Raw genomic sequence first — 25,712 nt, 5'->3', positions numbered from 1 at the left:
CTCCTCTGCGTGGCGGATCGGGGTGTCAGATGGTGTGGGCGGCGGCCCGGATCGACGAGACGACGGCATCGGGCCGGCTGTACATCGGCAGGTGGGAGGCGGAGACCTCGGTCGTACGCGAACCCGCCCGCCGGGCCTGGAAGCGCTGGAGTTCCGGCACGATCCCCCGGTCCCGGCCGGAGATCAGGGCCCAGGAGGGCAGGGTGCGCCAGGCGGCAGCGGTGCAGCGGTCGGTGAACGCGGTCGCGTTGAGCGGGCGTTGACCTGCGCCCAGGACGCGGGTGACGGAGCGCGGTACGTCCTGGGCGAAGACGTCGTGGAAGCGGTCGGGCCGGATGTACAGGTCGGCTGCCGGGCTGCCCTCGGGGCTGGGGACCGGGACCGGGGTCAGGGCCGGTTCGAGCTGGGAGCCGGGGAACCGGCCGGCGAGATCGCCCAGGACTTCCCCGGCGTCGGGCATGAACGCCGCGATGTAGACCAGGGCTTTGACGTTGGCTGCCGTCGCCGCGGCCTGGGTGATGACCGCCCCGCCGTAGGAGTGTCCGGCCAGGACGACCGGTCCGGGGATGGCGGTGAGGCGCGCGGCAACCTGGGCGGCGTCGTGTGCCAGGCCGCGCAGCGGGTTGGACGCGGCGATCACCTGGTGGCCGCAGCGCTGGAGGCGCTCGGTGACCGGGTTCCAGGTGGAGGCGTCGGCGAAGGCGCCGTGCACGAGGACGATCGTCGGCTGCGAGCCCTTCTGCTCGGAGGTGCTCGCGGTCTCCGCGTACGCCGAGGGGGTGGCCGTGCCCACGGCCAGTCCGGTGGCACCTGCGGCCGCGGCGGCCAGGGCGGTGCGCCGGGAGAGAGCGGAGCGTGTGGTCATCGGGAACGGTTTCCTTCGGAGGGGATCGTGGGGGCGAGCTGGGCGGGGCGGTGCAGCAGGGCCCGGGTGGCCAGTCCGCTGGCCACCCCTGCGGCCGCGGCGGTCACGGACCACCAAGCCGGCCAGGGCAGCAGTCCCAGGGCCTGGTCGACGGAGTGGCGGCCGGGGCCGGTGAGGGCAAGGGCGGCGGCAGTGACGATGAGGACCAGCGGGTACTCGTAGCCGTCCTTCTGCACCCAGAGGCCGTTGGGCCATTTCACGGTGAGGGCGACGGTCATCACGCCGATCGCGCCGGCGGAGGCCAGCGGGGTGAGGGCTCCGGCGGCCATCAGGAGGCCGGAGCCGATCTGGCCGGCGCCCGCGGCGAGGGCGGTGAGCGCCCCGCCGCGGAATCCGTCGTGCCGGAACTCCTCGGTCCCGCCGGCCAGCCCGCTGCCACCGAGACGGAAGCTGATCTTCTGGACGCCGTGTCCGGCGACAAGCAGGCCGGTCACCAGGCGCAGGATGAGCAGACCCGTGTCCATGGGTTCTCGTTCCCGTCGCTCAGCCGGCGGCGTGCGGGTCGATCATGGCGTGGGCGTAGACGACGCCCAGGCCGTAGGCACCGCCGTGTTCCTTGACCACGTCGGTGGTCGCGGCGTACGTCTCGGCGCGGGCCCAGTCGCGCTGGAGCTCCAGGAGCACCTGGAGCCAGGTGACGGGCACGGCGCCGGCGGCCGTCATCCGCTGCATGGCGTGCTCGTGGGCGGCCGGCGTGACGCCCGCCGAGGCGTCGGCGACGACGTAGACCTCGTATCCCTGGTTCAGTGCCGACAGGGCGGGGAGGACCAGGCAGACCTCGGTCCACAACCCGGACAGGATGATCTTGCTGCGGCCGGTGGCCTTGACTGCGTCGACGAGAGCCGGGTCCTCCCAGGCGTTCATGGAGGTCCGGTCGACTATCTCGTGCTTGGGGAAGACCTCGCGCAGCTGGGGCAGGATCGGGCCGGAGAAGGACTCGGCCGCGACGGTGGACAGCACCACGGGTACGTCGAAGACCCGGGCGGCCTTCGCCAGTCCGACGGTGGCGTTGATGACGGAGACCCGGTCGCTGCTACCGGCCCCGAAGAACATCTGCGGCTGGTGGTCGACGAACAGCATCATCGCGTTGTCGGGGGTGATCAGGTCCGGGCTCGGGCCGGCCTGGATGGAAGCGAGGTCGAGTGCGAAGTCGGTCATGAGGGATTCCTTTCGATGGTGATCGACGAAGGTCGGCAAAGGTGGAGGGAAGATCTCGGGTCAGAGCACGAAGCAGGGGTCGAAGACCCGCGACGGCTCCTCGGGAGCGAACCCGCGTACGACCCGCCACTGGCGGTGCCGCTCCGATTCGGCGGCGGCCTCGGCCAGCAGGTCTGCCTGGTGGGCCCCTGTGGCCGACGGAGGGAGCGTCCCCTGGTAGCCGCCGTAGTGGGCGACCGGGCTCCAGGCCGGGCTGACGAGCGGCAGCGCTTCGTCCAGGCCCTCGTAGGTGTCTGCGGCGTACACGATCCGTCCGCCGGTCACGGTGAGGACGGCTTCGATGTGCGGGATGTCGCCGGCCGGGACGTTGAAGTAGTCATGGGAGAGGACCGCGAAGTCGGCGAACCGGCCTTCCGCGAGGACGCCCTTGTCGGCTTCCTCACCGGTGATCCGGGCCCCGCCGGCTGTGTACAGCTCCAGGGCCTGTTCACGGGAGACGAGCTGCTCGGCGGGACGGAGGGCCAGGTTGCCGACGGTGCGGCCGGTGACCAGCCAGTGCATTGCCACCCAGGGGTTGTACGAGGAGACGCGGGTGGCGTCGGTACCGGCGGCGAGGGGGATACCGGCGCGCAGCATGTCCGCGACGGGCGGGGCCGTGCCGGCGGCCTGCGTCCCGTACCTATCGGCGAAGGCGCGGCCCTGGAAGGACATCCGGTTCTGGACCGAGATGCCGCCGCCGAGGGCGGCGATCCGTTCCAGGCTGTGCGGCGAGACGGTCTCGGCGTGGTCGAACAGCCAGCGCCGGCCCGCCGGGAACAGCCCTTCGGCGGCGAGCTTCTCGAAGACGGCCAGGTCCCGGCGGATGGTGTCGTCGTAGGTGGCGTGCAGCCTGAATCCCCAGCCGTGCTCGCTCAGGAGCCGGACCGCCTGCTCGAACTCGCCCTCGTAGCCGTCCGCGAGTTCCGGCCGCGGTTCGGAGAAGTTCTCGAAGTCGGCGGCAGCCCAGGTCAGGTTCTCCCCCGCGCCGTTGAGGCGCAGCCACTCGTCGCCGTCGCCGGGGCGGACGGTCTCGGTCCAGCGGCGCAGGTCGGCCAGTTCCTGGCCGGCGGTCTGCGGGAAGAGGTGGTAGCCGATGCGGACGCTGAGCTCGCCGGCCCGGGCCAGTTCGGTGACCGTGGCGTAGTTCTCCGGGAAGTTCTGGAACCCTCCGGCGGCGTCGACGGCCGAGGTCAGGCCGAAGCGGTTCAGCTCACGCAGGAAGTGCCGGGTCGAGGTCCGCTTGTCGGTCTCGTCGAGGGCGGGTGCCTTCGCCAGCGTGGAGTAGAGGATGAGGGCGCTGGGCGCGGCCAGCAGCAGGCCGTTCGGCTCTCCGGCCCGGTCCCGGACGATCTGACCGCCCTTGGGGTCAGGAGTGTCCCGGGTGAACCCGGCGGCCCGGACGGCAGCGCGGTTGAGGATCGCGGACTGGTAGAGGTGCAGCACGAACACGGGTGTGTCCGGTGCGGCAGCTGTCAGTTCGGCCGGGGTCGGCATCCGCCGTTCGGCGAACTGGTCCGCGGTCCAGCCGCCCACGACCCGGACCCACTGACCCCGCGGAGTACGGCCGGCCTGCTCACGGAGCATGGCCAGGGCCTGCCTCAGCGACGGTACGCCGTCCCAGCGCAGCTCCAGTACGTAGTTCAGGCCGCCGCGGATGACGTGCAGGTGGGAGTCGTTGAGCCCGGGGACGACCCGGCGGCCGAGCGCGTCCACGACCCGGGTGCCCGGTCCGACCAGACCGGCGATCTCCCCGTCGTCGCCCAGGGCGGTGATCCGGCCGCCGCGGACGGCGAGCGCCGTCGCGGACGGCCGGGCGGGGTCCTGGGTGTGTATCTTTCCGTTGCGCAGGACGAGGTCGGCGTGTCCCCCGTCGGGTGATCCGTGGGCGGGGGTGATCCCGCCGACGGGCATGCTGGTCATGGTGCTCGCTTTCTATGCGTGGCGACGTCGGGGGCCGGAGTGCGGGCGTACGGGGCCGGATGTGAGCGGCCGGACGTCGGCCGGTCAGAGGGTGCGCCGGACACCGGCCTGGCGTTCGAGGTCGCGCAGCTGTACGGACAGGTCGCCCTCGACGGCGTGGTGGGCCGGGCCGCTGCGGCCGATCGGCAGGACCTCCTCGCCGCGCATGTCCTCGAGCATCAGCGCGAACGCCGTGTACAGGGCGACAACCGCGAGCAGCAGCCCGAGCCATCCGGAGAGGACACCGGCCCAGTCGGCGCCGGTGAGGTTGGCGACCGCCGCGACGGCGAACCGCGGCACGGCCGTGCACAGGACCAGCCACAGGGCCCGCTTGCGGCCCGCCACTGACGCCATCAGCAGAGCGAACAGGGCGAAGACGGCGTTGAGGACGCCCAGCACCCGGATTCCGTCCGGCGGATCCGTCACCAGGGTCAGCGAGGTCGCCAGCCACAGGCCGGAGAAGCAGGCCATGAGGGTTGCCGCCACCACGTCACGGGCACCGAAGGCGAAGGCGGCCACGAGCAGCTGGAGCACGAAGGCGGGCAGGATCGCCAGGCCCACGGCCCGCCGTCCGCCTTCCTCGAAGACGCCCAGCTGGAAGCAGCCGACGATCACCGACGCGATGGCCACGGTGTAGAAGCCGAGCGGCATCGGGGAGGCGATCGGCCGCAGGTTGATCCGCGTCATCCCGCGCAGATCGGGCTCGAAGCGCCGGCCGGCGCCGAGCGGATCACCCTCGTCGGCCGTCTCCGTCGTCGGCTCAGGCATCGGCCAGTGCTCGCCGGAGCGTGCCGACGGCGAGGTCGATGGCCGCCTGGGCGGCGTGGGTGCCGCGCAGGGCGTTGAGCATCACGAAGTCGTGGATGACGCCCTGGTAGCGGACGGCGGTGACGGGGACTCCGGCGGCGCGCAGCTTGTTGGCGTACGCCTCGCCCTCGTCGCGCAGCACGTCGGCCTCGGCGGTGACGACCAGGGCCGGGGGCAGGCCGGCCAGCTGCCCGGCGGTGGCCCGCAGCGGGGAGGCGGTGACCTGGGTGCGTTCGTTCTCGTCGGTCGTGTACTGGTCCCAGAACCACTGCATGCCGTCGCGGCGCAGGAAGTACCCCTCGGCGAACTGCCGGTACGAGCCGGTGTCGAAGGAGGCGTCGGTGACCGGGTAGAACAGCACCTGCTGGACCAGCGGCAGACCGCCGCGCTCCTTCGCCATCAGGGTCAGGGCAGCAGTCATGTTCCCGCCGACCGAGTCGCCGGCCACCGCGATCCGGGAGCCGTCCAGGCCGTGGTCGGCGCCGTCGGTGACGATCCAGCGGGCGACCGTCCAGTTCTGCTCGATGGCCACCGGGTAGCGGTGTTCGGGGGACAGGTCGTACTCGGGGAAGACCACGGCCGCGCCGGCCCCGACGGCGAGTTCGCGCACGAGGCGGTCATGGGTGTGGGCATTGCCGAACACCCAGCCCGCACCGTGAATGTAGACGACGACCGGGAGCCGCCCCGCGGCGCCGGCGGGGCGGACGATGCGGGCCCGGACCTCGCCGGTGGGCCCGCCGGGTACGGTCACCCACTCCTCGTCCACCGCGGGCAGGTCGACCGGGGCGGACTGCACCTCGTCGACGGCCTTGCGGCCCTCGGCCGGCGGGATCTGGAACAGGAACGGCGGCTTGGCGGTGGCCTGGGCGAACTCGGCCGCGGCGGGCTCCAGGACCGGGGTGACGGGGGTGTACGGGAACTGGTCGGTCATGATCCGGCCTCTCACTCGGGACGGGCGTGCCCGCGGCGAGTACGCCGCCTGACACGGCTTCCGCACCGGAACTGCGGCAGCCGTTCCGAAAGCTAGACGCGATCGAACGGGGCAGGTCGCCCCTGGGTGCACGGATCTTGCCTCTGCGTGCAGAGCCTGCCGCAGGCGGTCGCCGCCTGCCCGACAATGACCTGGGGGACGAACAACGGATATGGGAGGGGCGGGATTTCGTGCTGCTGCTGGACCTGGACGCCTTCGCGCCCAAGGACCGGGTGGACGCGTTCCACCACGCGCTGAACGACACGTCGGTACCGAACGATGTGGTGCACGAATCACCTGAAACAGGGATCCGCGCCCGGTTCGAGACGTGGCGGGTGGGCTCTCTGGACCTCTTCGACGTCCGGAGCACGGGGTTCGAGGTCCGGCGGACAGCACGGCACGTACACCGGCACCGCGAGCGTCCCGTGGTCTCGGTCTCGCTCCAGACCATGGGCGTCCACCGGGCCGAGAACGCGGGCGAGCGGTACGTCCTGGGCCCGGACGACATCGGCATCTTCCACGAGCTCACTCCTCGCCGGTACGGGTGGTCCGGCGAGGCTGCCTCCTGGGCCGTCACCATCGACATGGAGGACCTCGGGGTGCCGGTGGACACGGTCGCGAGGGCCTCCGTACGGCTGCGGAGCAGCCCGGTCCACGGCCTGGTCCTGGCACATCTGCGCGCCCTGAGGCGAGACCCCGGCGGCCTGGAGAAGGACCCGGGCGCCGCCGCCCTCGGCACCGCCACGACCGACCTGGTCCGGGCCCTGCTGACCTCGGCGGCGCACGACGCGGAGGACCGGCGTGTCCTCGCGGTCATGAACGACTCCCTGACCCACCGGATCATGGCCTACGCACGGCGCCACCTCACCGACCCCGAGCTTTCTCCGGACCGCATAGCGCACGCACACGCCATCTCCAGACGCCAGCTCTACGCGGTCCTCGGCCGGGCCGGCATCAGACTTGAGCAGTGGGTGATCTCCGAGCGTCTCGAAGCGGCATGCCGCCTGCTGACCTCCCCGCGGCACGCCGGCCTCCCCGTGTCGGCCGTGGCGGCACGCTGCGGATTCACCAGCCCCAGTCACTTCACCCGCCGGTTCCGTGCCGCCTACGGCGTCACACCACGCGAATGGCGGCGCCACCGGATCCAGGACTCGTCACGCACCCCACCGGACGCGCCCCCGGGCACGATTCCGCCCACGGTCTGATGACCACGCGGCCGGACGACGGATATTCGGAGGCATAGCGCACCCACGCGTCCGTGAGGCTCTGCGGCATCGCCCGAGTGACACCGCCGCCCTCCAGGTGATCGGTGAAGGTCAGCCCCCGGTCGGGCCCTTCGGGCCAGTCCGGATCAGCAGCAGCCGGCCTGGCGAGTTCCCCGACCCCGTCCTGGTCCGTCACGTGCCCCAACAGCCACGCCGTGAACTCACCCATAGGTCCCTCCCCGCATCCGAAATCGCCGGAACCGGCCCAAGCTGCAGCACATCGGCGGTATGCGCGATCATCCCGCGCAGGTAGCGGCCGAGCATCGAATGCCGCGACGCACGATATGGGATCACCACCAACCGCCGGGGCGAGTGCGACAGGTTCCGGCCTGCCATGGACATGGTCCGGCTCCGCATGGCGACCGAAGATCGACTTCCCGACCGAGCGCACTCACCCGAAACTGAAGAGACGTACCCCGAACGAAGGCCGAGGTGTCGGATGCCGGAATCCGAGGAGGATGCCCAGACCATTCGCGCCGTAGCCGAGCGGCTGGTGAAGGAGCACCCTCACCTGGACACCGGCCTGGTGAGGGGATCGGTGCAGACAGCGTACGAAGAACTCAGGTATGCACGCGTGCGTACCTACCTGCCAGTCCTCATGGAGCGCCGGGCCAAGGACTTGCTGCCTTCCGAAGAACAGGGGAACACCGCACCTGACGCACGGTCTGACGGGCGACTTCCCCCCGGCAACGGTCCCGGCAAAGGCATCTCCGTTCCCTGACCGCCGGCATCCGCAGCCGGTCCGCGAGCGGGTCGGCAAGCGTTGTCGGTCCGCCTGTCCGAGAGACACTCGGCGCGGATACGTTCCTCGTCGTCAGCCTGATCGCCGGCACCCGCAAGATGCTCATCATGACGGCCGAGGCGGAGAAGTCCTTCCGGTGGCACGTCGAAGGATCGAACTGCTCATCCTGACGGGCCGGCCTCGTCATGGCGACAGCAGCGTATGTGTGGCGGCGCTCGACCCGGCCGGGAGACTACTTCACGCCCCAGAAGGCGCGACACTCACCGTCGCCGGAGCCGTCACCCACCCCGGTGCGCGTGTGCTGATTCGTCGCCTTCCGCGGCCAAGGCCGCTCGCGCCCGCCGCTGCTCGCGAGCAGAGCCGATGTCCCGTTCCAGGGGTGTACGGCTCACGGCCGTCGCGAGGTCCTCCAAGGCCTGCTTCTGCAGTTCCGCACCGCGCCGCACCACGGGGCTACGGTCCACAGCGGCGTCCGGCCACTCGTGGAGTGCCTCCTCCACGCGCCCCCAGTCAGGATTCCTGTGCTCGCGCATGTCGACCGCAGCCTGCGCGGTGTCCGCTTCCAGGGCCTCGGCGAGCCGCTCCGCCTCGGGGGCGAACGGGCTGCCGGTCCGCGGGACGAGGCTCTCCATGAGCATCGCCGCCCTGTCGAACCCCTTGAGCGCCTCCTGCGCCTCCTCCGCCTCGCGCGAGGTAAGACCCCTGGGGGGCACCGGTTCCTGTTGCGCCTGGTCGTATGCCTCGTGCCAGGCGGCACGTGCTTCCCTGCTCGCCAGTTGGGCCCGACGCATATCGGCGCGATGCTCCTTGGTCGGTTCGGCGTAGCTGCGGAGCACTGCGGCCGCGTAGCGGCCGTTGGCGGCGAGCCAGTCCGCAAGCCGGCCCGGCAGCCGAGGGGTCTCCCACGCGGGAAACACCACGTACGCCAGCATGGCCAGGGCCCCGCCCAGCAGAGTGAGCACCACCCGCTCCGGGACCGTCTGCTCCCATGCCTGGCCGCCCATGGCGAGCAGGAAGACGACGTACGCGGCAGTGAAGCACTGCGAGTAGGCGTAGCCGGTACGGATCAGCGTGTAGGACAGACCTGCCGAGACCACTGCCAGCACGCCGAACAGTTGGGCGTCCGGGCCCAGGGCCCGCGCCATCCCGGTGGCGATCGCGACCCCCGCCAGGGTCCCGGCGAGACGGGCGACCGCTCGCGCGTACGTCTGGTGGAAGTCCGGCCGCATCACCATTACCGCGGCGATGGGCGCCCAGTAGCCGTGGCCCAGGGGCAGCCGGGTGGCGATGAGATATCCGAGCATGGCTACCGCCGCCAGGCGGACGGCGTGCCGGAACACGGGCGAGTCCCGGCGGAGCTCCCGGCGGACCGCCCGCACGACAACCGGGACCAGCCGCAGCATCGTCGGGCGCACCAGGAACTGGGCGCCCGCAGTGCCGTGCGGCGTGGGCGTCGTCCCACGCGTGCTGCCGCTCCCAGCGATCTCGAGCGCCTCGCCGAGAAGTTTCACGAGCCGCTCGGCGGCCTGCCGCGCGGGACCCTCCAGTACCTCGTGCTCCTCGTCGACGCGCAGGACGTCCGTGCTTCCGGGCGGTACCTCTGCCGGAGTGCCACGGCGGATCGAACGGGCGGCCGCATCCAACACGTCGGCGGCCGCGCCGAGCAACTCCCGCGCGCGGTCCCGCCCGGCTCCCTCCGCCGGGGCGCCGACGTCCGGGTCGGCGAGCGCCGCGACGGCCGGCAGAATGCGCTCGGCAAGTCCCCGGGGGCCGTGGAGGACGGTGGGACGGGTGCGCGCCTGTGACGGCGTCACGGCAGCCGCGTCCCGGGCCGTCATCAACGGCTCCGGGTCGAACGCGGCGGTCGGGTCGTGCCGCAACCGACGGGCGTAGTCCGCCACGGCGGCCAGGGCATCGGCGAGCGCGTCACGATGCGCCCCCCATCGGCGGATCGGGAACAGCAGGATCAGCACGGCCTGCACCACGCCCCCGAGCGCGATGACCCCGGCGTGCTCCAGAGCTCGCCCGGCGCTCGTGGGCAGGGTGATGGTCACCAGCATGCTGCCGACCGTCGTCGCTGCGACGATCCCGGCGGTCGATCCGACGGCCCACGCCATCCCCGCGACGAAGGCCCATACGGCCAGCAGTGGGAGGAACGTCACGAGTCGCCCCGCTGCCAGATAGCCTACGAAGGTGCTGAGCGCCAGACCGGCGCCCGCGCCGAGCGCGATCACCTTGCGTGGACGCCAGGTGCGCTGGAAAGTGGCTGCGCCGGCGGAATAGGCACCGAGGGCGGCGGACGCGGCGTACGCCGGGGAGGCCAGCCACAGCGCCGACCCGATGATGATCGCCATCCCCACTGCTGTGCGCAGCGCGAGCAGGGGCTCCAGTCGCGCCTCCTCGATCGTGAGCCCGGATCGCACGACTCCCCGGAGGGCCCGCAGCCACGTCACGGGCAGGAGCCTAGCCCGACCCCCCTACCTGGTCGCGCCGGCCACGCCGCCGAGTCCGCTGAGCATGAGGCTGGAGTCCTCGTGGCCCTCGGGGGCGCCGATCGACCGTCGACATCTTCGGAACGGGACGATCACCAACCACCGCCGCATCTCCGACTCAGGTCACCAGCTGGTCGCCTTGGAGCATGTGGCGACGTTCCTTTTCGCGCGTGGAGTAGGCGGCCGCGCGGATCGCCTCGTCGCTCTCCAAACCTGATCCCAGCGCGCCGGCCACCGTGGCGACCGAAGCGACGAACCAGGACAACGTCAAGTACTCCGTGGCGTGCAGCGGGTTTCCTGTCGTGGAAGCGAACACTCGGTCGTTGAGGATGAACAGCGCCCACACCAAGTTGATGACCATCAAACCCACGTAGCAGACGAGCGCCCCGATACCGACGGTGAGGACCGTCGAGGTGTTGTAGAGCCGCGCCCTCTGCCTCGCCTCCGGCGAGCTCTCTGGCGATCGATGCCATAGTTCCCCGTCCACGATCAGCCAGCCGATCATGAGCCCGACGGACCCGACCATGGCGATCACGAGGCGTGGCGCGCTCAGGGCTCCGGAGAGGCTCCAGGTGGTGGAGTCCAGGGTGGCGATGGCCCCCGTGGCGAGTGCGGCCGCCAGGGCTTTCGACAGGCCCGACACCAAGCGCCAAGGCCGGTTGGCGCGGACCATACCGACGAGTACCCGCAGGTAGCCGCGCGGCCCGCTGACGACGTACCGGAGATCGGCAGTCTCCTCGTCACCGACCTGGCCCCGATGGACAGGCGCGAGACGACCGGCAAACGGGCCCAGGAGCGGCAGACTCCGCGAAACCCCTTCAGCCCCGGTGGCCTGCGGAATCGCCAAGCCGAGCACGGCTTCTTCCACGGCCCGCCGAGTCCTCGTCTGTAGCCGCAAGCCCCCCAGGGAAGGAAGGGACAGCAGCGCCAAGCCGTGTTCGTGGCTCAGATCCACCACGACCTTGCGCCCATGTGAGTGCAGCGGAAGGTCTGTGAGGGCCACGACGATGTCCCAGTTCTCCTTGCGTCCGCGGTCCATGATCCGGCGCATCAAGGTGGGCGGGTCCTCGGTCCCCGAGGTGAATGGCTCACTGACCACCTTGACGTCGAACTGTCGGCCCTGGCCCGCTTTTTCGGCGAGCCGATCGGGAAGTATCCGGGCCACGCGCTGCGCGATGTCCGTGGGCGCGTCCGGATCCGCCAGGAGGACCACGACCGTAACGTCCTGCGACGACACCCGCACGACCGGACCATCCTCCTCCGCTGCCCCTCCGCGATTGCAAGGGTTCACAGGATGCCCCGGGGTGGAGTCGAAGCCGCGGTGACACGCTGTTCTTGCGGGTCACCTTCACGGGCTGCTCGTCGACCACGAACGGCGGGGCCGACCGAGTGAGGAGATCGCTCGGTGGCACTCGGTGGCGCTCCGGAGTCGTCGGGCCCGGCGGTCACCGGCCCGCCAGCCGGTACCTCTCCCCCGCGCCTGGCAGGGCAGGGTCAGCGCGAGGACACGGACCCGCCCGCAACCGGCGGATGTCCCTCGGAGCCGGGGATGACCAGGTTTCCCCTCCTTTCCCGGTGCTCGTGCACGAGGCGGATCGCCATGGCACCCTCACCGGTCGCCGAGGTCACTCGTTTCACCGAGCCGCTACGGACGTCGCCGGCGGCGAAGACCCCGGGAAGGGTGGTCTCCAGCAGCATCGGATGGCGGCCCAGCGAGGCCCACCGATTCGCGTCGGCCACCGCCTGGGCGTCGGCGCCGGTGAGGACGAAGCCCTTCTCGTCCAGGGCCAGCACGCCCCTGAGCCATTCCGTGTGCGGCCGGGCCCCGATGAAGACGAACAGCGCCGCGGCCTGCAGCTCGCGGCGCTCGCCGCCGGCGTTGTCCTCGACGATCAACGACTCCAGCTTCTCCTCCCCGGAGACGCCCCGGACTTCGGTGTGGAGCAGCACCTCGATCTTGGGGTGCTGCTCCACCTGGTCCACCAGGTAGCGCGACATGTCCGCGTTGAGATCACCGCCCCGGACGAGGAGGTGGACCCTGGACGCGTGGCTGGCGAGGAACAGCGCCGCCTGCCCGGCGGAGTTCCCACCGCCGACCACGGCCACCGGATCCGCCTGGCAGAGACTGGCTTCGTGAACCGTCGCCGCGTAATAGACGCTGATGCCTTCCAGGCGGTCGAGGCCGGGCACTTCGAGCCTCCGGTACCACACGCCCGAGGCGAGCACCACGGCGCCCGCCCGCGCCCTGGACCCGTCTGTGAAGGTGACGACGTACCCGTCGTCCTGCGGGGTGAGCCCCGTGACCTGGGCCGGCACCATGAGGCGGGCACCGAACTTGTGGGCTTGGAGCACCGCGCGTTCGATGAGCTCGCCCCCGGAGATGCCGGATGGGAAGCCGAGGTAGTTCTCGATGCGGGACGATGTAGCGGCCTGGCCTCCGGTGGCCACCGCGTCGACGGTGACCGTGGTCAGGCCGTCGGATGCGCCGTACACGGAGGCGGCGAGTCCCGCGGGGCCCGCACCGACCACCATCACGTCGCACCGTCCGGTATCGGACGAGGGGGCGGGGGTGGGCAGCCCGATGAGCCGGGCGAGTTCGGCGTTGCTCGGATTGCGCAGCACCCGCTCGCCCTTCCAGAGGACCACCGGGGTCTCCTCCGGTTGGATCGAGAACCGACGCAGCAGCGCATCAGCCTCCTTGTCCTTCTCCAGATCCACCCATCGGTGGGGCAGCCGGTTGCGGGCGGCGAACTCACGCAGCCGCAACGTGTCCGGTGAATAGCACGACCCCATGATCCGGAAGCCGGCGCCGAGGCCGATGAGCAGGTACCTGCGGCCCAGGTAGGCGCGGAGGATGAGGTCGCCGAGGACGGGATCGCGGTCGACCAAGGCGCGTTGCTGCTCCACCGGCACGGCCAGGATCTCGCCGGCCTGTCGCACCACGGCGGTGTCGAACGCCGCCTGGCCCTCCAGCAGCCCGAGTTCACCGAGGAACCTGCCGGGCCCGTGCACAGCCACCGTGCGCTCCTCGGGCCCACCGTGGTCGTGGAGGATCTCGACGGTGCCGCTGAGGATCGCGAGGAACTCCCGGAACGGCTCACCCTCGCGGTACAGCACCTCGCCCTCGGCGACCCTGCGGCGTTCACCGCGCGCGGTCAGGTCCTGGAGCTGCTCCGGTGTCAGACGCGGAAACGCCCCGTACCGGTCGGGTGTCTCGCGGACCGCACCATTGTCGTGCTCGGCCGTGCTCATCAGACCAGGGCCTCGTGAACGAAGCACCAGCGCCAGTCCTCTCCCGGCTGGAAGGACTGCACGACGGGGTGACCGTCGCTCCCCGCGTGACGCCTGGCGTGCTTGAGGGGCGATGAGTCGCAGCAGCCGACGTGTCCGCAGGTGAGGCAGAGGCGCAGGTGCACCCACGGGGAATGCTCCCTGAGGCACTCCTCGCAGCCCTCCGGCGTACGCGGCGTCACTGGGCGCACCATCGCCAAGTGCGGGTCGGGAATCGTGGCCATGAGGGTTCTCCTTCCGTGAATGGGATGCTCGGCCGCGGCCGGCGACTGTCTCCTTCCCACCGCCATGGCTGGAACCGCTGCGCGAGGGCGACGACCGGTCGATGTCGGGATTGCGGTTCGTGGGGCTCCCAAGGTGACCGCGCCCTCGTGCTCACCCTCCTGCAGTGGTTTGCCGGCCCTCCATCGCCTGCTCGACCCACGAGCGCAGAACGTGCGCGGGTGCCGCGCCGGCCTGTCGGGCGATCGTCTCGCCCTTGTTCAGGACGAGGAGGGTCGGCACAGCCTGCACTTCGAAGCGCCGGCTGAGCTGTGGGTTCTTGTCGACGTCGACCTTGACGAGCTTGATGCGTCCGGCGAGGTCGCGGGCGACCTGTTCGAGGGCGGGGCTGACCATGCGGCAGGGACCGCACCAGGTGGCCCAGAGGTCGACGACCACGGGCACGGAGGCCCGCTCGACGACCTCGGCGAAGTCGTCGTCGCCGGCGTCCACGAGCCAGGGCAGGGGCTGCTTGCAGTGGCCGCACCTGGGCCGTCCCTCGGCGGCCACGGGAATCCGGTTGCCGCGCCCGCAGTTCGGGCAGGTCACCGTAGTCGTCCGGGTGGTGTTCACGCCGCCCTCGCTTCCCGGACCCCCTCCTGCTGGTCGTAGGTGACCAGCAGCTCTCCGTGCTCGGCGTCGACGCGCACCGTCGCACCGTCCTGAACGTCGCCGCGCAGCAGGGCGCGCCCGACGAGCGTCTCGACCTCGTGGGAGATGTAACGCCGCAGCGGCCGGGCCCCGTACACCGGGTCGTAGCCCTGGTGGGCAATCAGCTCCCTCGCGACGTCGGTGAGTTCGACGGTGATGCGGCGCTCGGCGAGCCGCTGCCGCAGCTCGTCGAACTGCAGCTCCACGATCCGCTCGATCTGCCGCTCACCGAGCGGCTTGAACAGCACGATGTCGTCGACGCGGTTGAGGAACTCCGGTCGGAAGTGCCCACGCAGTTCGCCCATGACCAGGGCGCGGGCGTCCGGTTTGATCTCTCCCTCGGCGGTGGCGCCGTCGAGGAGGTGTTCGGAGCCGATGTTGGACGTCATGATGATCACGGTGTTGCGGAAGTCGACGGTGCGGCCCTGAGCATCGGTGATACGGCCGTCATCGAGGATCTGCAGCAGAGTGTTGAAGACATCGGTGTGCGCCTTCTCGATCTCGTCGAACAGCACAACCGAGTACGGCTTGCGGCGTACGGCCTCGGTGAGCTGGCCGCCCTCCTCGTAGCCGACATATCCGGGCGGTGCGCCCATGAGCCGGCTCACGGTGTGCCGCTCCTGGTACTCACTCATGTCGAGCCGGACCATGTTCTCCTCGGAGTCGAACAGGGCCCGGGCGAGGGTCTTGGCCAGCTCGGTCTTCCCGACGCCGGTGGGGCCGAGGAAGATGAACGAGCCGATGGGGCGGCGAGGGTCGCGGATGCCGGAGCGGGCGCGGATGATGGCGTCGGCGACGAGCTTGACGGCCTCGTCCTGGCCGATGACGCGCTCGCGCAGGATCTCGTCGAGGCGCAGCAGTTTCTCGCGTTCGCCCTCCTGGAGGCGGGCGACGGGGACACCGGTCCAGGCCGCGACGATCTCGGCGATCTCCTCCTCGGTGACGACCTCGCGCAGCAGCCGGTTCTGCCCTTGTTTGGCCGCCAGCTGCTCCTCCTCCGCGGCAAGTCGGCGCTCCAGGTCCTGGAGGCGGCCATAGCGGAGTTCGGCGGCGCGGTTGAGGTCGTAGGCGCGTTCGGCCTCCTCCGCCTCGAGGCGGACCTGCTCCAGTTCCTGGCGCAGTTCCTGCACACGGCGGATCGCCTGCCGCTCGGCCTCCCACTGGGCGTGTTTGGAGTCGGCCTCGGCGCGCAGATCGGCCAGTTCCCTGCGCAGCTCTTCCAGTCGGGCTTCGCTGGCGGGATCGGTCTCCTTCGAGAGGGCGGCGTCCTCGATCTCCAGTCGGGTGACGCGGCGGGTGATCTCGTCGAGTTCGGCGGGCATGGAGTCGATCTCGGTACGCAGCCGGGCGCACGCCTCGTCCACGAGGTCGATGGCCTTGTCCGGCAGGAACCGGTCGGTGATGTAACGGTGGCTGAGGGTGGCCGCGGAGACCAGCGCGGTGTCCTGGATCTTCACTCCGTGGAAGACCTCCAGGCGTTCGCGCAGTCCTCGCAGGATGGAGATGGTGTCCTCCACGCTCGGCTCGTCGACCACCACCTGCTGGAAACGGCGCTCGAGGGCGGCGTCCTTCTCGATGTGCTTGCGGTACTCGTCGAGGGTGGTGGCTCCGATCATGTGGAGTTCTCCGCGCGCGAGCATCGGCTTGAGCATGTTGCCCGCGTCCATGGCTCCTTCGGCGGCACCCGCGCCGACGACGGTGTGCAGTTCGTCGACGAAGAGCAGGATGCGCCCCTGGGCGGCCTTGACCTCGCTGAGCACGGCCTTGAGCCGTTCCTCGAACTCACCGCGGTACTTGGCCCCGGCGACCAGGGAGCCCATGTCGAGGGCGAACACGGTCCTGTCACGCAGCCCTTCGGGCACGTCGCCGCGGACGATGCGCTGGGCGAGACCCTCGACGATGGCGGTCTTGCCGACGCCGGGGTCGCCGATGAGGACCGGGTTGTTCTTGGACTTGCGGCTGAGGATCTGGGTGACCCGGCGGATCTCGGCGTCGCGGCCGATGACCGGGTCGAGGCTGCCGGTCCTTGCCTCGGCGACGAGATCTCGGCCGTACTTCTCCAGAGCCTCGTAGGCCACTTCGGGGTTGGCGGAGGTGACACGCTGGTTCCCGCGGACCTGGGTGAGCGCGCTCAGGAACGAGTCCCTGGTGATGCCGGCCTCCTTGAGCAGACGTCCGGCGGTGGTCGACGAGCCCTCTTCCGCCAGGGCGAGCAGGAGGTGCTCCACCGACACGTACTCGTCCTTGAGGCGTTTGGCCTCCCGTTCTGCAGCATCGAGCAGGCGGGCCAGGCGCTGGGTGACGAAGACCTGGCCGGGGGCTGCGCCGGGGCCCGTGACCCTCGGGCGGCGGGAGAGTTCCTCGCGTACGGCCGCGCGCAGTTCGTTCGGCTCGGTACCGGCCTGTTGCACCAACCGCGGGATCAGACCGTCCTCCTGATCGAGGAGTGCGAGCAGCAGGTGTTCCCCGTCGACCTCGGTCTGCCCCATGCTGACGGCCGCGGTCTGGGCTTCCTGGAGGGCTTCCTGGGACTTCTGGGTGAGACGATTCATGTCCATGGGGGGTTTCCACTCCTCGTGCCGCGCCCTCGCAGGGCGGCTTCGAGCAGGCTGATGCGATCGAGCAGGTCGAGCACCAGGCCGATCGAGGCGTAGTTGAGGCAGAGTCCGGAGCGCAGCCGCTGGATGCGGGCGAGCACCGCCGGGGCCGTGGGGTCGAACACCAGGTGCCCCGCGGCGTCGCGGTCGGCGTCGACCAATCCGAGGGCGACAAACCGGCGGATCAGGTCGGGGTGGAGGCCTGAGCGACGGGCCACGTCGTCCAGGGAGAGTCTGCGGACGGGCACGAGCGCGTACCGGACAGCCGTCGCGGCGGTGAGGCCGCTGCCCGTTCGTACCGGACGGTCGCCCATGTCGGCCCGGCCGATGCCTGCCGCTCCCGCGGGTCGGTCGTTCATCGTGTCCTCCTGGGGTCGAAGGAGGAGGTGGCGGCGAGCTCCTCGAACAGTTCGCGCTCCCGGTCGCCCAGGGTGGACGGCACCATGACGCGGAGTTCGGCGTACAGGTCGCCGTCGGCGCCGCGCGGATTGGGCATGCCCTCGCCGCGCAGCCGCAGTCGCCGACCGCTGGACGAGCCCGCGGGCACTGTGACCTTGGCCGTGCCACCGCCAGGGGTGGGCACGGGCACAGTCGCACCAAGGGCCGCTTCCCAGGGGGTGACGGGGACCTGGACGTGGACATCGCGGCCATCCAGACGGAACTGTGGGTGGGGCTGGATACGCACCCTCAGGTAGAGGTCGCCTCCGGGGGCGTCACCACTCCCCCGACCACCCTCCCCCGCCAGCCGGATGCGCTGTCCGTCGGTGACGCCCGGCGGCACGTTGACCTCGTACCGCCGCGGCTGCCCGGTGGGCCCGGCGAGGGTGACGGTGCGACGGCCGCCCTTGAACGCCTCCTCCACGGTGAGCGGCAGCTCGGCCTCCTGGTCGGCTCCCGGTACGCCGCGGGCGGCGCCTGCTCCGAAGATCGAGCCGAGCAGATCCTCGATGTCGACACCGTCTGTTGCGAAGTCGTCGCCGAAGCCGGTGGCGTACCGGACTCGGGGGCCGCCCGGGCCCGCGGTCCCCCGGGCGCGGAAGCCGCCGCCCGCGCCGGCCGCGACCCGTTCGTCGAAGTCCTCGGGGATCTGGCGGAAGTCTTCGCCGAAGCGGTCGTAACGGGCCCGGGTCTTCGGGTCCGACAGGACGCTGTATGCCTCGTTGAGGTCCTTGAAGCGTTCCTCCGCCCCCGGGTCCTTGTTGACGTCGGGGTGGTATTTGCGGGCGAGCTTGCGATATGCCTGCTGGATCTCGTCCTGGCTCGCGGTTCGCGACACGCCCAGCACCTCGTAGAAGTCCTGTGCCATCGCCGGTCACTCCCGCTTCGCGACAGTCACGGCGGCCGGCCTGAGCTGCCGTTCGCCGTCCCCGTAGCCCGGGCGCAGCACGTCGACGACCGTGCCCGGCGAGGCGTCGGGGTCCTGGACGACGCCGATCACCTCGTGCCGGGCTGGGTCGAACGCGACGCCGGTCTCCGCGTGCCGCGGGTAGCCGAGCAGTTCGAGGACGTTCACCGCCTGGTCGCGGACCGCCTGGACGCCCTCCACAATGGCACCGGGATCGGCGCCGGCATGGGTCAGGGCGAGTTCGAGGTTGTCCAGGACAGGCAGGAAGGCGGCGGCCGTCCGGGAACGCTCGGCCTTCCGCTCCCGCTCCAATTCCCTGGCGTGGCGCTTGCGCAGGTTGTCGAGGTCGGCTAGCGCGCGACGCCAGCGGTCCTCCAGTTCCTTGAGCTCGGCCGTGTACTCGTCCTCGGACGGTGCGGGGCCGCCGCCGGCCGCGCCGAGGCCGGGTTGCCCGTCCGTGGCAGGCCCCCGCCCCGTCGGCGGGCCCGAGAGTGGCGGAGCGCCGGGAAGAGGACCTACGGCGTCCTCCGAAGCCGGATCGGTGTGGTCGGGTACGGCCGGGTCAGGTTTCTCGGGGTGGATCGGCATGGCGGTTCCTCAGTCCTTGTCGAACTCGGCGTCGATGACGTCGTCGTCACCGTCACCGCCAGTCGTGGGACCGCCGGTGGTGGCGTCCTGCCCGGGGCCGCCCGTGTCGGCGGCGCCCTGGTGGGCCGCCAGCCCGGCGAGCAACTGCTGGAGTTCGGAGGTCAGGGGCCGCACGCGCTCGACGCCCGCCTCTTCCTTGACCGCCGCCCGGGCATCGGACACGAGCATGTCGGCGCGTGCCTTCTCGTGCGCGGGCGCCGCGTCGCCCAGTTCCGTAAGGCGCTTCTCGACCTGGTAGGCGACGGCGTCGAGCTCATTGCGGGCGTCGACGGCCTCGCGGAGTGCCTGGTCCTGGCCCTGGTTGCGCTCGGCCTCCTGGACCATGCGTTCGACCTCACTGCGGTCCAGGTTGGAGCTCTCGCTGATCGTGATGCCCTGTTCCTTGCCGGTGTCCCGATCGCGGGCCGTGACGTTGAGGATCCCGTTGGCGTCGATGTCGAAGGTGACCTCGACCTGTGGTTCGCCCCGCGGCGCCGGTCGGATGTCGGTGAGCTGGAACCGCCCCAGCACCCGGTTGTCGGCGGCCAGCTCGCGCTCGCCCTGGAGGACGACGATGTCGACGGCGGGCTGGTTGTCCTCGGCGGTGGAGAAGGTCTCGGAGCGGCGCACCGGGATGGTGGTGTTCCGCTCGATGATCTTCGTCATCACGCCGCCGCGTGTCTCGACACCCAGCGACAAGGGGGTGACGTCGAGCAGCAGGACGTCCTTGACCTCGCCCTTGAGCACCCCGGCCTGGATCGCGGCGCCCAAGGCCACGACCTCGTCGGGGTTGACGCTCATGTTGGGTTCCTTGCCGCCGGTCAGCCGGCGCACGAGGGCCTGAACGGCGGGGATGCGAGTGGAGCCGCCGACGAGGATGACCTCGTCGATGTCACTCTCGCCGACCTTGGCATCGGTCATGGCCTGCTGGACCGGTTCGAGGCACCGCTCCACCAGGTCGCTGGTGATCTGCTCGAAGGTGGACCGCATGATCGAGTCGGTGAGGTGCTTGGGGCCCGAGGCGTCGGCGGTGATGAACGGCAGGCTGACCTGCGTCTGTGTCACCGAACTCAGCTCGGTCTTGGCCTTCTCCGCCGCCTCGAACAAGCGTTGCAGCGCCTGCGGGTCCTTGCGCAGGTCGATGCCGTTCTCCTTCTGGAAGTCGTCCGCAAGGTGATCCACCAGGCGCCGGTCGAAGTCGTCGCCGCCCAGGTGGCTGTCACCGGCGGTGGAGCGCACCTCCACCACGCCGTCGCCGACGTCGAGGATGCTCACGTCGAAGGTCCCGCCGCCCAGGTCGAAGACGAGGACAGTCTCGTGCTGCTCCTTGTCCATGCCGTATGCGAGGGCTGCGGCTGTCGGCTCGTTGATGATCCGCAGCACCTCCAGTCCGGCTATCCGACCGGCGTCCTTGGTGGCCGTGCGCTGGGCGTCGTTGAAGTAGGCGGGCACCGTGATGACCGCCTCCGTGACCCGTTCCCCCAGCTGTTTGGAGGCGTCCTCGGTGAGTTTGCGCAGCACCTGGGCGCTGATCTCTTCAGGCGCGTACAACTTGTCGCGCACCTTGAAGCGGGCCGCCCCGCCGTCGCCCTCGACGACGTCGTACGCGACCGCCCTGGCCTCGTCAGAGATCTCATCGAAGTGCCGGCCGATGAACCGCTTGGCCGAGTAGATGGTCCCCTTGGGGTTGAGAATCGCCTGGCGCCGGGCCATCTGGCCCACCAGACGCTCGCCGGTGTCGGTGAAGGCCACTACAGATGGTGTCGTGCGGTTGCCCTCGCTGTTAGGCACCACGGACGGCTCGCCGCCCTCCCACACAGCGATCACCGAGTTCGTGGTACCCAGGTCGATACCCACTGCCTTGGCCATGAGAAATCTCCTCCCGGTGCGGCGGTCCTGCGCCGACTCTCCGGATCACGTTCGTTCAGGTACGAATGGAATCTCCGCCGGTGGTACGCGGCGCGCCGAGCAGCCGTACAGCCTCGTGGGCGACCGCCTCGTCCGCGACGACCTCTACCGCCTCGGCTGCAGCGGGCGAAGCGAGGCGAGGAGCAGTGCGGAGACGACGGGGTCGAGCCAGTTCACAGGGCCGAAAAGCCGGCCGATCAGGACACCGGGGAGCGCACCACTCGCCGCTCCGTGAAGCACGGCCCTGCCGTAGTCCATCCGGCCGATCACCTGCTCCACAAGGCGCACGTCCTGACCGATGATCGCCGCCCTTTCCATGGGAAACCCCTGGTCAGAGAGTTGTTCAACAGCGCGTTCGGCTTCCTCTCACGTCTTGTACGAGGAAGCCGGCCTGCGAGGTCGCCCGGCCTACCTGCCGATGCCCGCGGAGGATTCCAGACCTTGTCCAGGATCGCCAGCCGGCTGGCTTCGCGCCTGCTCCTGGCGGGTCAGAAGTGCGCGGGCCTGGTAGCCCCGCGAGTATGAGAGGGAAGAGTCTGGACGTCTCGAATGAGCCGCCCCCGAATGGTTAGGCGTAAAAAGCGATCGGCTCCCCGGAGCTCCGGGGAGAACGGAGTGATCCCCCATGGCCGGCAGCCGGGCACACAACGTGTACGGCCGCTGCTCCGACCGGGAGGGCAGCCTTCCGGCGGGTGGCGCCGGGCCACATCCGACGGATGCACGGAGAGAGCTGCGCCCATCCGCTACGAGCCCGGATGACGATGCCCTGCACGGGCTGGTGGTGCTTTCCCGCGCCCTGCTCGAAGCCCCGAACGAAGGCGAGATCCTGCGCCTGGCCATGCACCACATAGCCGCCGCCGGGCCATACAGTGCCGAAGCCGGGTACCTCGAGGTGGACGGGGACCTGGTCCCCAGTCCTAGGAACGGTCGGACCCATGCCGCGGCGGTGGACCGAAGGGTTCGGGAGCTGGCGGGGCAGGACGGCCCTGTGACCGTCCCCGGCAGGCCCTGGGGCTGGGCCCTGGGCCTGCGCGGGCTGGAGAGACTTCACGGCTACCTTGTGGTGACGTCCCGAACCCGCCCCACGGGGGCCCAGCGATCCCTGCTCGCCACGCTCGTCTGGCACACCGCTGCTGCTCTGTCAGTCGCTTTCGCGCAGCGTCGCCAACGCGAGGACGCGGTGGAGCTTCACCGGGTCAAGGAGGAACGCGCCACTCTTCAGCAGCAGCTGATCTCCGTGGTGGCCGAGCTGGGGTACCAGCGGGCCGCTCACGCGCTCATGGCCGACATCGCCGTCTCGGGCGGCGGTGAGGAGGCCGCCACCCGCGCACTGCACGAGCTCACCGGACTTCCGGCGCTGGTCGAAGACCGCTTCGGCCGTCTGAAGTCCTGGTCAGGTCCCGGCCGACCCGACCCTTACCCGGAACCGGACCCCGTGCGCCAGAACGACATGCTGCACGCCGTCGCCCGGGCGGTGGGGCCCGTACGGATGAAGGACCGGCTGATCGCTCTGGTCCGCCCGCATGGCGAGATCCTGGGCGTGCTGGCACTGGTCGACGCCTTGGATGAGGCCGACGAACACACCGTGTTCGCGCTCGAACACGCCGCCACGTCGCTCGCCCTGGAGCTGGCGCACCTGCGCAACCTGGCCGAAGTGGAGCTGAGGCTGCACCGCGAGCTGGTCGACGACCTCCTGGCAGGGACGGACGCCACGAGCGCCTACGCCCGGTCCGAGGCAGTCGGACACGACCTGCACCGTAGCCAGTACGTCGTGGTCGTGGAGTGGTCGAACCGGACCGCGGACGATTCGTTCGCCCAGACCGTGGGCCGGGCGGCCTCTGCCGTCGGAATGCGTTCGCTGGTGACCCGACGCTCCGACCACGTGGTCCTGGTCTCCGACGACAGGCCGCACGCTCGCGCTCTGCACGAGGCGCTCGCCCGGGAAACTGGAACACGGTCCGGAACGATCGGGGTGAGCGCCCCTTCCGACTCCGTGCCCGACATCCCCCACCGCTACCAGGAGGCGCAGCGCGCCCTCGAAGTGCGCCTCAATTCCCGCGAGCGGTACGGCACGACCTTCTTCGACGAGCTCGGCCTGTACCGCATCCTGGGACCTGGCGCCGATCATCAGGAACTCGAGATGTTCGTCCATGAGTGGCTCGGGCAGCTCATCGACTACGACTCCCGACATCACGCAGCCATGGTGGAGACCCTCTCCCGGTACTTCGACTGCGGCGGCAACTACGACGAGGCCGCCGCCTCCCTCGCGATCCACCGCAGCACGCTGCGCTACAGGCTGCAGCGCATCCGCGAGATCAGCGGCAACGACCTCGCGAACGTCGAAGACCGGCTCAACCTCCAGGTGGCGACCCGAGTGTGGAAGATCGTGCTGGGCGAATCTGGTTGATGCCCCTCACGACAGCTGTACCAGCGGGCCGGTGCAGGTGCCGTACTTCCAAGCATGGCTCCGTCCTATCAGGCCCAGAAATGGATGAGGGAAGTCTGCTTCTTCGGCCGTGATCCGTTCGTCCGGACATCGGATGCGGACTCGGCTCGCGCAGGTTCCCGGCGCGGGGCAGGGGCCGAACGGTCCAATGCGCCGGTTTGGCGAGGCCGCCGTCTTCGACGGGTTCGACGAAGGCGCGCATCGGACCCAGTCGATGAAGGTGACCCATTGAACTGACAGGGCGTCAGAATGTTTACAGGCGGTACAGGGTTGCGTTCATTTTCCACTTCTGTAACTGTCGTTCACGCAACACCCCACCCCCACAGCGGACTTCGGAGCGCAGCCATGGGTCGCGCACCGCCCCGGGGCAGCGCTCTGACATGGCGTGACGCCCTTGCCCTGTCCTTCCCGGCACACTGCTTCTTGTGCACGGTCTCGACCGAGGGAGACACGGCCCGCTTCAGTCCGGATGACTTCGGAGACCAGGCACCAATGAAACGCACGCGCACCTTCGCCGTGACCGCAGCACTGCTCGCGTCGTCCGCCCCACTCGGCATCGTCACCGTCGGAGCCGGTACGGCCCATGCGGCAGACCGCACCTACTTCGTGAGCCCCGGAGGCAGCGACAGCAATCCGGGAACCTCGGCCGGGGCGCCCTTCCGCACCCTCCAGAAGGCCGCCGACAGCGCCGGCCCCGGTGACACCGTCTCGATCATGAACGGCACGTACTCGGAACGCTCCGCAGGATCCAATGTGCTGACCATCAAGCGCTCGGGCCGACCCGGCGCACCGATCACCTTCACCGCATACCCCGGCCACCGGCCGGTGATCCACCCGGTGCAGGCGTGGAACGGCATCAGCGTCTACGGCGCGTCCTACATCTCCATCAAGAATCTGGAGATCAAGGGCAACAACGCCGCACTGAACCTGGCCGGGGCCGAACGCGGATCGAAGAAGGGAGACCCGACCTACAACACCAACTGCATCTCGATCGAGCGAGACAGATCCACGGGTGCTGCGTCGCACCACATCGAAGTGACCGGCAACAAGGTGCACGCGTGCGCAGGCGGCGGCATATCGGCGATCGAATCCGACCACGTGACCATCTCCGCGAACCACGTGTACTCCAACTCGTGGTACACGGTCTATGCCACCAGCGGCATCTCCGTCCTCACTCCGCGCGATGTGGGAAGGTCCGACGCCAGGACGTACAAGATCCGCATCACCGGCAACCGCGTCCACGACAACGAGACCAAGATCAAGTGGGAGAGGTGTCGCTGCTACTCCGACGGCAACGGCATCATCATCGACACGCTCAAGGGCGACGCGGGCCACCCCGCCTACGGAGGACGCGTCCTGGTCGCCGGCAACCTGTCCTACGACAACGGCGGCTCGGGAATTCACTCCTTCAAAAGCCAGCACGTCGACATCGTGCACAACACGGCGTACCTGAACGGCCGAAGCACGCGCATGAAGAGCTACGCCAACATCTACGCCCACTACAGCACCGACGTCCGGCTGCTCAACAACATCGCGTACGGCCGAGCCGGCCAGGCGACGAACAGCAAGTCCCGCAACGTGGACGTGACCTACGACTACAACGTCTACTTCGGCGGCAAGGCTCCCGAGGTCAAGGGTCCGCACGACATTGTCGCCGACCCGATGTTCGCCGACGCCGACACCACGGCAGACGCGACCTTCCGGCTGCGCGACAGCTCCCCTGCCATCGGTTCGGGCACTCCGTTCACCGCCGTCACCACCGGCATCCGCCGGGCCGGCGGCGCGCCTGACCGTGGCGCCTACGGATTCGGCACCGGTGGCGTGACGCAGGAGGCATCCGACTCCGACCTCGACGATTCCGGCTCCAACGGTCGGCAGGGTGAGGCCCAGCCCAGGGAAGAGCAGCCCGGCGAGCCCGGCACCGGGGCCTCTCGCGGCACAAGCGGCACCACTGCCTCGCCCAGCGCGGAAGGGCTGAGCGCCGGTAATGGCGACGGCGGTTCCAGCCTTGGCGCGGACGGCGAAAGCGGTCCGCTCGCGCAGACCGGCGGCTCCGATCCCCTGGTCCCCCTCGGCATGGCAGCGGCCGTTCTCGCCCTCGGCGGCGGTCTCGTCCTGGTCGCCCGTCGTAAGCGTTCCTGACAGTCCGGTTCACCCGGATTCCCTGGCGTGGTGTCGGCCCCATCCCCCGTATCAAGGGGCCGGCACCACTGCATGCTCACACGGCCG

21 protein-coding genes are annotated in these 25,712 nt (G+C 70.2%); 4 read left to right on the top strand and 17 right to left on the bottom strand.

Translation table 11 applies throughout. The features are described from left to right. Positions 1-25: 25 nt before the first annotated feature. The 6 genes from ACF1G2_RS29565 to ACF1G2_RS29540 form a co-directional block, all read right to left on the bottom strand. Positions 26-865, bottom strand: coding sequence for an alpha/beta fold hydrolase (locus ACF1G2_RS29565; protein WP_391801224.1), 840 nt, complete (start codon positions 863-865; stop codon positions 26-28). Beyond that, positions 862-1,389: a DoxX family protein gene (locus tag ACF1G2_RS29560; RefSeq protein ID WP_391801223.1), complete on the bottom strand. Its 528-nt coding sequence runs from the start codon at positions 1,387-1,389 to the stop codon at positions 862-864. The genes ACF1G2_RS29565 and ACF1G2_RS29560 overlap by 4 nt, the downstream gene beginning before the upstream one ends. Positions 1,390-1,408: 19 nt before the next feature. After that, complete coding sequence (locus ACF1G2_RS29555; protein ID WP_391801222.1) at positions 1,409-2,083, bottom strand: hydrolase; 675 nt, start codon at positions 2,081-2,083, stop codon at positions 1,409-1,411. 60 nt (positions 2,084-2,143) lie between these two features. Further along, positions 2,144-4,042 carry an amidohydrolase gene (locus ACF1G2_RS29550; protein WP_391801221.1) on the bottom strand — a complete coding sequence of 633 codons (1,899 nt, stop codon included), beginning with the start codon at positions 4,040-4,042 and terminating at the stop codon, positions 2,144-2,146. An 84-nt stretch (positions 4,043-4,126) separates the two neighbouring features. Next, positions 4,127-4,849 carry a GPR1/FUN34/YaaH family transporter gene (locus ACF1G2_RS29545; protein WP_391801220.1) on the bottom strand — a complete coding sequence of 241 codons (723 nt, stop codon included), beginning with the start codon at positions 4,847-4,849 and terminating at the stop codon, positions 4,127-4,129. Continuing rightward, a complete protein-coding gene (locus tag ACF1G2_RS29540; RefSeq protein ID WP_391801219.1) occupies positions 4,842-5,819 on the bottom strand; it encodes an alpha/beta hydrolase in 978 nt (325 codons plus the stop codon). Before ACF1G2_RS29540 ends, ACF1G2_RS29545 begins: the two co-directional genes overlap by 8 nt. A gap of 230 nt (positions 5,820-6,049) precedes the next feature. Between ACF1G2_RS29540 and ACF1G2_RS29535 the strand changes: the two genes are divergently transcribed. Further along, positions 6,050-7,063: a helix-turn-helix domain-containing protein gene (locus ACF1G2_RS29535; RefSeq protein ID WP_391801218.1), complete on the top strand. Its 1,014-nt coding sequence runs from the start codon at positions 6,050-6,052 to the stop codon at positions 7,061-7,063. 499 nt (positions 7,064-7,562) lie between these two features. Further along, positions 7,563-7,844, top strand: coding sequence for a three-helix bundle dimerization domain-containing protein (locus ACF1G2_RS29530; RefSeq protein ID WP_391801217.1), 282 nt, complete (start codon positions 7,563-7,565; stop codon positions 7,842-7,844). A gap of 299 nt (positions 7,845-8,143) precedes the next feature. On the opposite strand, the gene ACF1G2_RS29525 is transcribed toward ACF1G2_RS29530, so the two are convergent. From ACF1G2_RS29525 to ACF1G2_RS29475, 11 genes are all read right to left on the bottom strand, one after another. Further along, positions 8,144-10,318: an FUSC family protein gene (locus tag ACF1G2_RS29525; protein ID WP_391801216.1), complete on the bottom strand. Its 2,175-nt coding sequence runs from the start codon at positions 10,316-10,318 to the stop codon at positions 8,144-8,146. A 157-nt stretch (positions 10,319-10,475) separates the two neighbouring features. Next, positions 10,476-11,600, bottom strand: coding sequence for a hypothetical protein (locus ACF1G2_RS29520; RefSeq protein ID WP_391801215.1), 1,125 nt, complete (start codon positions 11,598-11,600; stop codon positions 10,476-10,478). Positions 11,601-11,851: 251 nt separating this feature from the next. Then, entirely contained in the window at positions 11,852-13,609 is a 1,758-nt protein-coding gene (locus ACF1G2_RS29515) for an FAD-dependent oxidoreductase (RefSeq protein WP_391801214.1), read from the bottom strand. After that, complete coding sequence (locus ACF1G2_RS29510; RefSeq protein ID WP_391801213.1) at positions 13,609-13,872, bottom strand: UBP-type zinc finger domain-containing protein; 264 nt, start codon at positions 13,870-13,872, stop codon at positions 13,609-13,611. The genes ACF1G2_RS29515 and ACF1G2_RS29510 overlap by 1 nt, the downstream gene beginning before the upstream one ends. A gap of 151 nt (positions 13,873-14,023) precedes the next feature. Next, complete coding sequence (gene trxA / locus ACF1G2_RS29505) at positions 14,024-14,482, bottom strand: thioredoxin (RefSeq protein ID WP_391801212.1); 459 nt, start codon at positions 14,480-14,482, stop codon at positions 14,024-14,026. After that, positions 14,479-17,118, bottom strand: a complete 2,640-nt coding sequence (gene clpB, locus ACF1G2_RS29500) for an ATP-dependent chaperone ClpB (protein WP_391801211.1) — start codon at positions 17,116-17,118, stop codon at positions 14,479-14,481. The genes trxA and clpB overlap by 4 nt, the downstream gene beginning before the upstream one ends. Beyond that, entirely contained in the window at positions 17,109-17,516 is a 408-nt protein-coding gene (locus ACF1G2_RS29495; RefSeq protein WP_391801210.1) for a chaperone modulator CbpM, read from the bottom strand. The genes clpB and ACF1G2_RS29495 overlap by 10 nt, the downstream gene beginning before the upstream one ends. Continuing rightward, on the bottom strand, positions 17,513-18,463 hold the full coding sequence (locus ACF1G2_RS29490; protein ID WP_391801209.1) for a DnaJ C-terminal domain-containing protein: 951 nt from the start codon (positions 18,461-18,463) through the stop codon (positions 17,513-17,515). Before ACF1G2_RS29490 ends, ACF1G2_RS29495 begins: the two co-directional genes overlap by 4 nt. A gap of 6 nt (positions 18,464-18,469) precedes the next feature. Then, positions 18,470-19,090 carry a nucleotide exchange factor GrpE gene (locus ACF1G2_RS29485; RefSeq protein ID WP_391801208.1) on the bottom strand — a complete coding sequence of 207 codons (621 nt, stop codon included), beginning with the start codon at positions 19,088-19,090 and terminating at the stop codon, positions 18,470-18,472. Positions 19,091-19,099: 9 nt separating this feature from the next. Continuing rightward, positions 19,100-20,998, bottom strand: a complete 1,899-nt coding sequence (gene dnaK, locus ACF1G2_RS29480) for a molecular chaperone DnaK (protein WP_391801207.1) — start codon at positions 20,996-20,998, stop codon at positions 19,100-19,102. Between the two features lie 144 nt (positions 20,999-21,142). After that, positions 21,143-21,355 (bottom strand): general stress protein, encoded by a 213-nt coding sequence (locus ACF1G2_RS29475; RefSeq protein WP_391801206.1) that lies wholly within the window; start codon positions 21,353-21,355, stop codon positions 21,143-21,145. 307 nt (positions 21,356-21,662) lie between these two features. Between ACF1G2_RS29475 and ACF1G2_RS29470 the strand changes: the two genes are divergently transcribed. Continuing rightward, positions 21,663-23,444, top strand: coding sequence for a PucR family transcriptional regulator (locus ACF1G2_RS29470; protein ID WP_391801205.1), 1,782 nt, complete (start codon positions 21,663-21,665; stop codon positions 23,442-23,444). A gap of 384 nt (positions 23,445-23,828) precedes the next feature. Then, positions 23,829-25,625 carry a right-handed parallel beta-helix repeat-containing protein gene (locus tag ACF1G2_RS29465; RefSeq protein WP_391801204.1) on the top strand — a complete coding sequence of 599 codons (1,797 nt, stop codon included), beginning with the start codon at positions 23,829-23,831 and terminating at the stop codon, positions 25,623-25,625. Positions 25,626-25,712: the final 87 nt, after the last annotated feature.

Source organism: Streptomyces sp. NPDC013457 (genome assembly GCF_043089925.1).
Taxonomy (GTDB): domain Bacteria; phylum Actinomycetota; class Actinomycetes; order Streptomycetales; family Streptomycetaceae; genus Streptomyces.
Note: the sequence above shows the minus strand (reverse complement) of the source record. Positions and strands in the feature narration are given on the sequence as shown.

Excerpts from the sequence above, each read along its gene's own strand:
- ACF1G2_RS29565 (WP_391801224.1), bottom strand. The coding sequence starts at position 865 with ATGACCACACGCTCCGCTCTCTCCCGGCGCACCGCCCTGGCCGCCGCG.
- ACF1G2_RS29560 (WP_391801223.1), bottom strand. The coding sequence starts at position 1,389 with ATGGACACGGGTCTGCTCATCCTGCGCCTGGTGACCGGCCTGCTTGTC.
- ACF1G2_RS29555 (WP_391801222.1), bottom strand. The coding sequence starts at position 2,083 with ATGACCGACTTCGCACTCGACCTCGCTTCCATCCAGGCCGGCCCGAGC.
- ACF1G2_RS29550 (WP_391801221.1), bottom strand. The coding sequence starts at position 4,042 with ATGACCAGCATGCCCGTCGGCGGGATCACCCCCGCCCACGGATCACCC.
- ACF1G2_RS29545 (WP_391801220.1), bottom strand. The coding sequence starts at position 4,849 with ATGCCTGAGCCGACGACGGAGACGGCCGACGAGGGTGATCCGCTCGGC.
- ACF1G2_RS29540 (WP_391801219.1), bottom strand. The coding sequence starts at position 5,819 with ATGACCGACCAGTTCCCGTACACCCCCGTCACCCCGGTCCTGGAGCCC.
- ACF1G2_RS29530 (WP_391801217.1), top strand. The coding sequence starts at position 7,563 with ATGCCGGAATCCGAGGAGGATGCCCAGACCATTCGCGCCGTAGCCGAG.
- ACF1G2_RS29515 (WP_391801214.1), bottom strand. The coding sequence starts at position 13,609 with ATGAGCACGGCCGAGCACGACAATGGTGCGGTCCGCGAGACACCCGAC.
- ACF1G2_RS29510 (WP_391801213.1), bottom strand. The coding sequence starts at position 13,872 with ATGGCCACGATTCCCGACCCGCACTTGGCGATGGTGCGCCCAGTGACG.
- clpB (WP_391801211.1), bottom strand. The coding sequence starts at position 17,118 with ATGGACATGAATCGTCTCACCCAGAAGTCCCAGGAAGCCCTCCAGGAA.
- ACF1G2_RS29495 (WP_391801210.1), bottom strand. The coding sequence starts at position 17,516 with ATGAACGACCGACCCGCGGGAGCGGCAGGCATCGGCCGGGCCGACATG.
- ACF1G2_RS29490 (WP_391801209.1), bottom strand. The coding sequence starts at position 18,463 with ATGGCACAGGACTTCTACGAGGTGCTGGGCGTGTCGCGAACCGCGAGC.
- ACF1G2_RS29485 (WP_391801208.1), bottom strand. The coding sequence starts at position 19,090 with ATGCCGATCCACCCCGAGAAACCTGACCCGGCCGTACCCGACCACACC.
- dnaK (WP_391801207.1), bottom strand. The coding sequence starts at position 20,998 with ATGGCCAAGGCAGTGGGTATCGACCTGGGTACCACGAACTCGGTGATC.
- ACF1G2_RS29475 (WP_391801206.1), bottom strand. The coding sequence starts at position 21,355 with ATGGAAAGGGCGGCGATCATCGGTCAGGACGTGCGCCTTGTGGAGCAG.
- ACF1G2_RS29470 (WP_391801205.1), top strand. The coding sequence starts at position 21,663 with ATGGCCGGCAGCCGGGCACACAACGTGTACGGCCGCTGCTCCGACCGG.
- ACF1G2_RS29465 (WP_391801204.1), top strand. The coding sequence starts at position 23,829 with ATGGGTCGCGCACCGCCCCGGGGCAGCGCTCTGACATGGCGTGACGCC.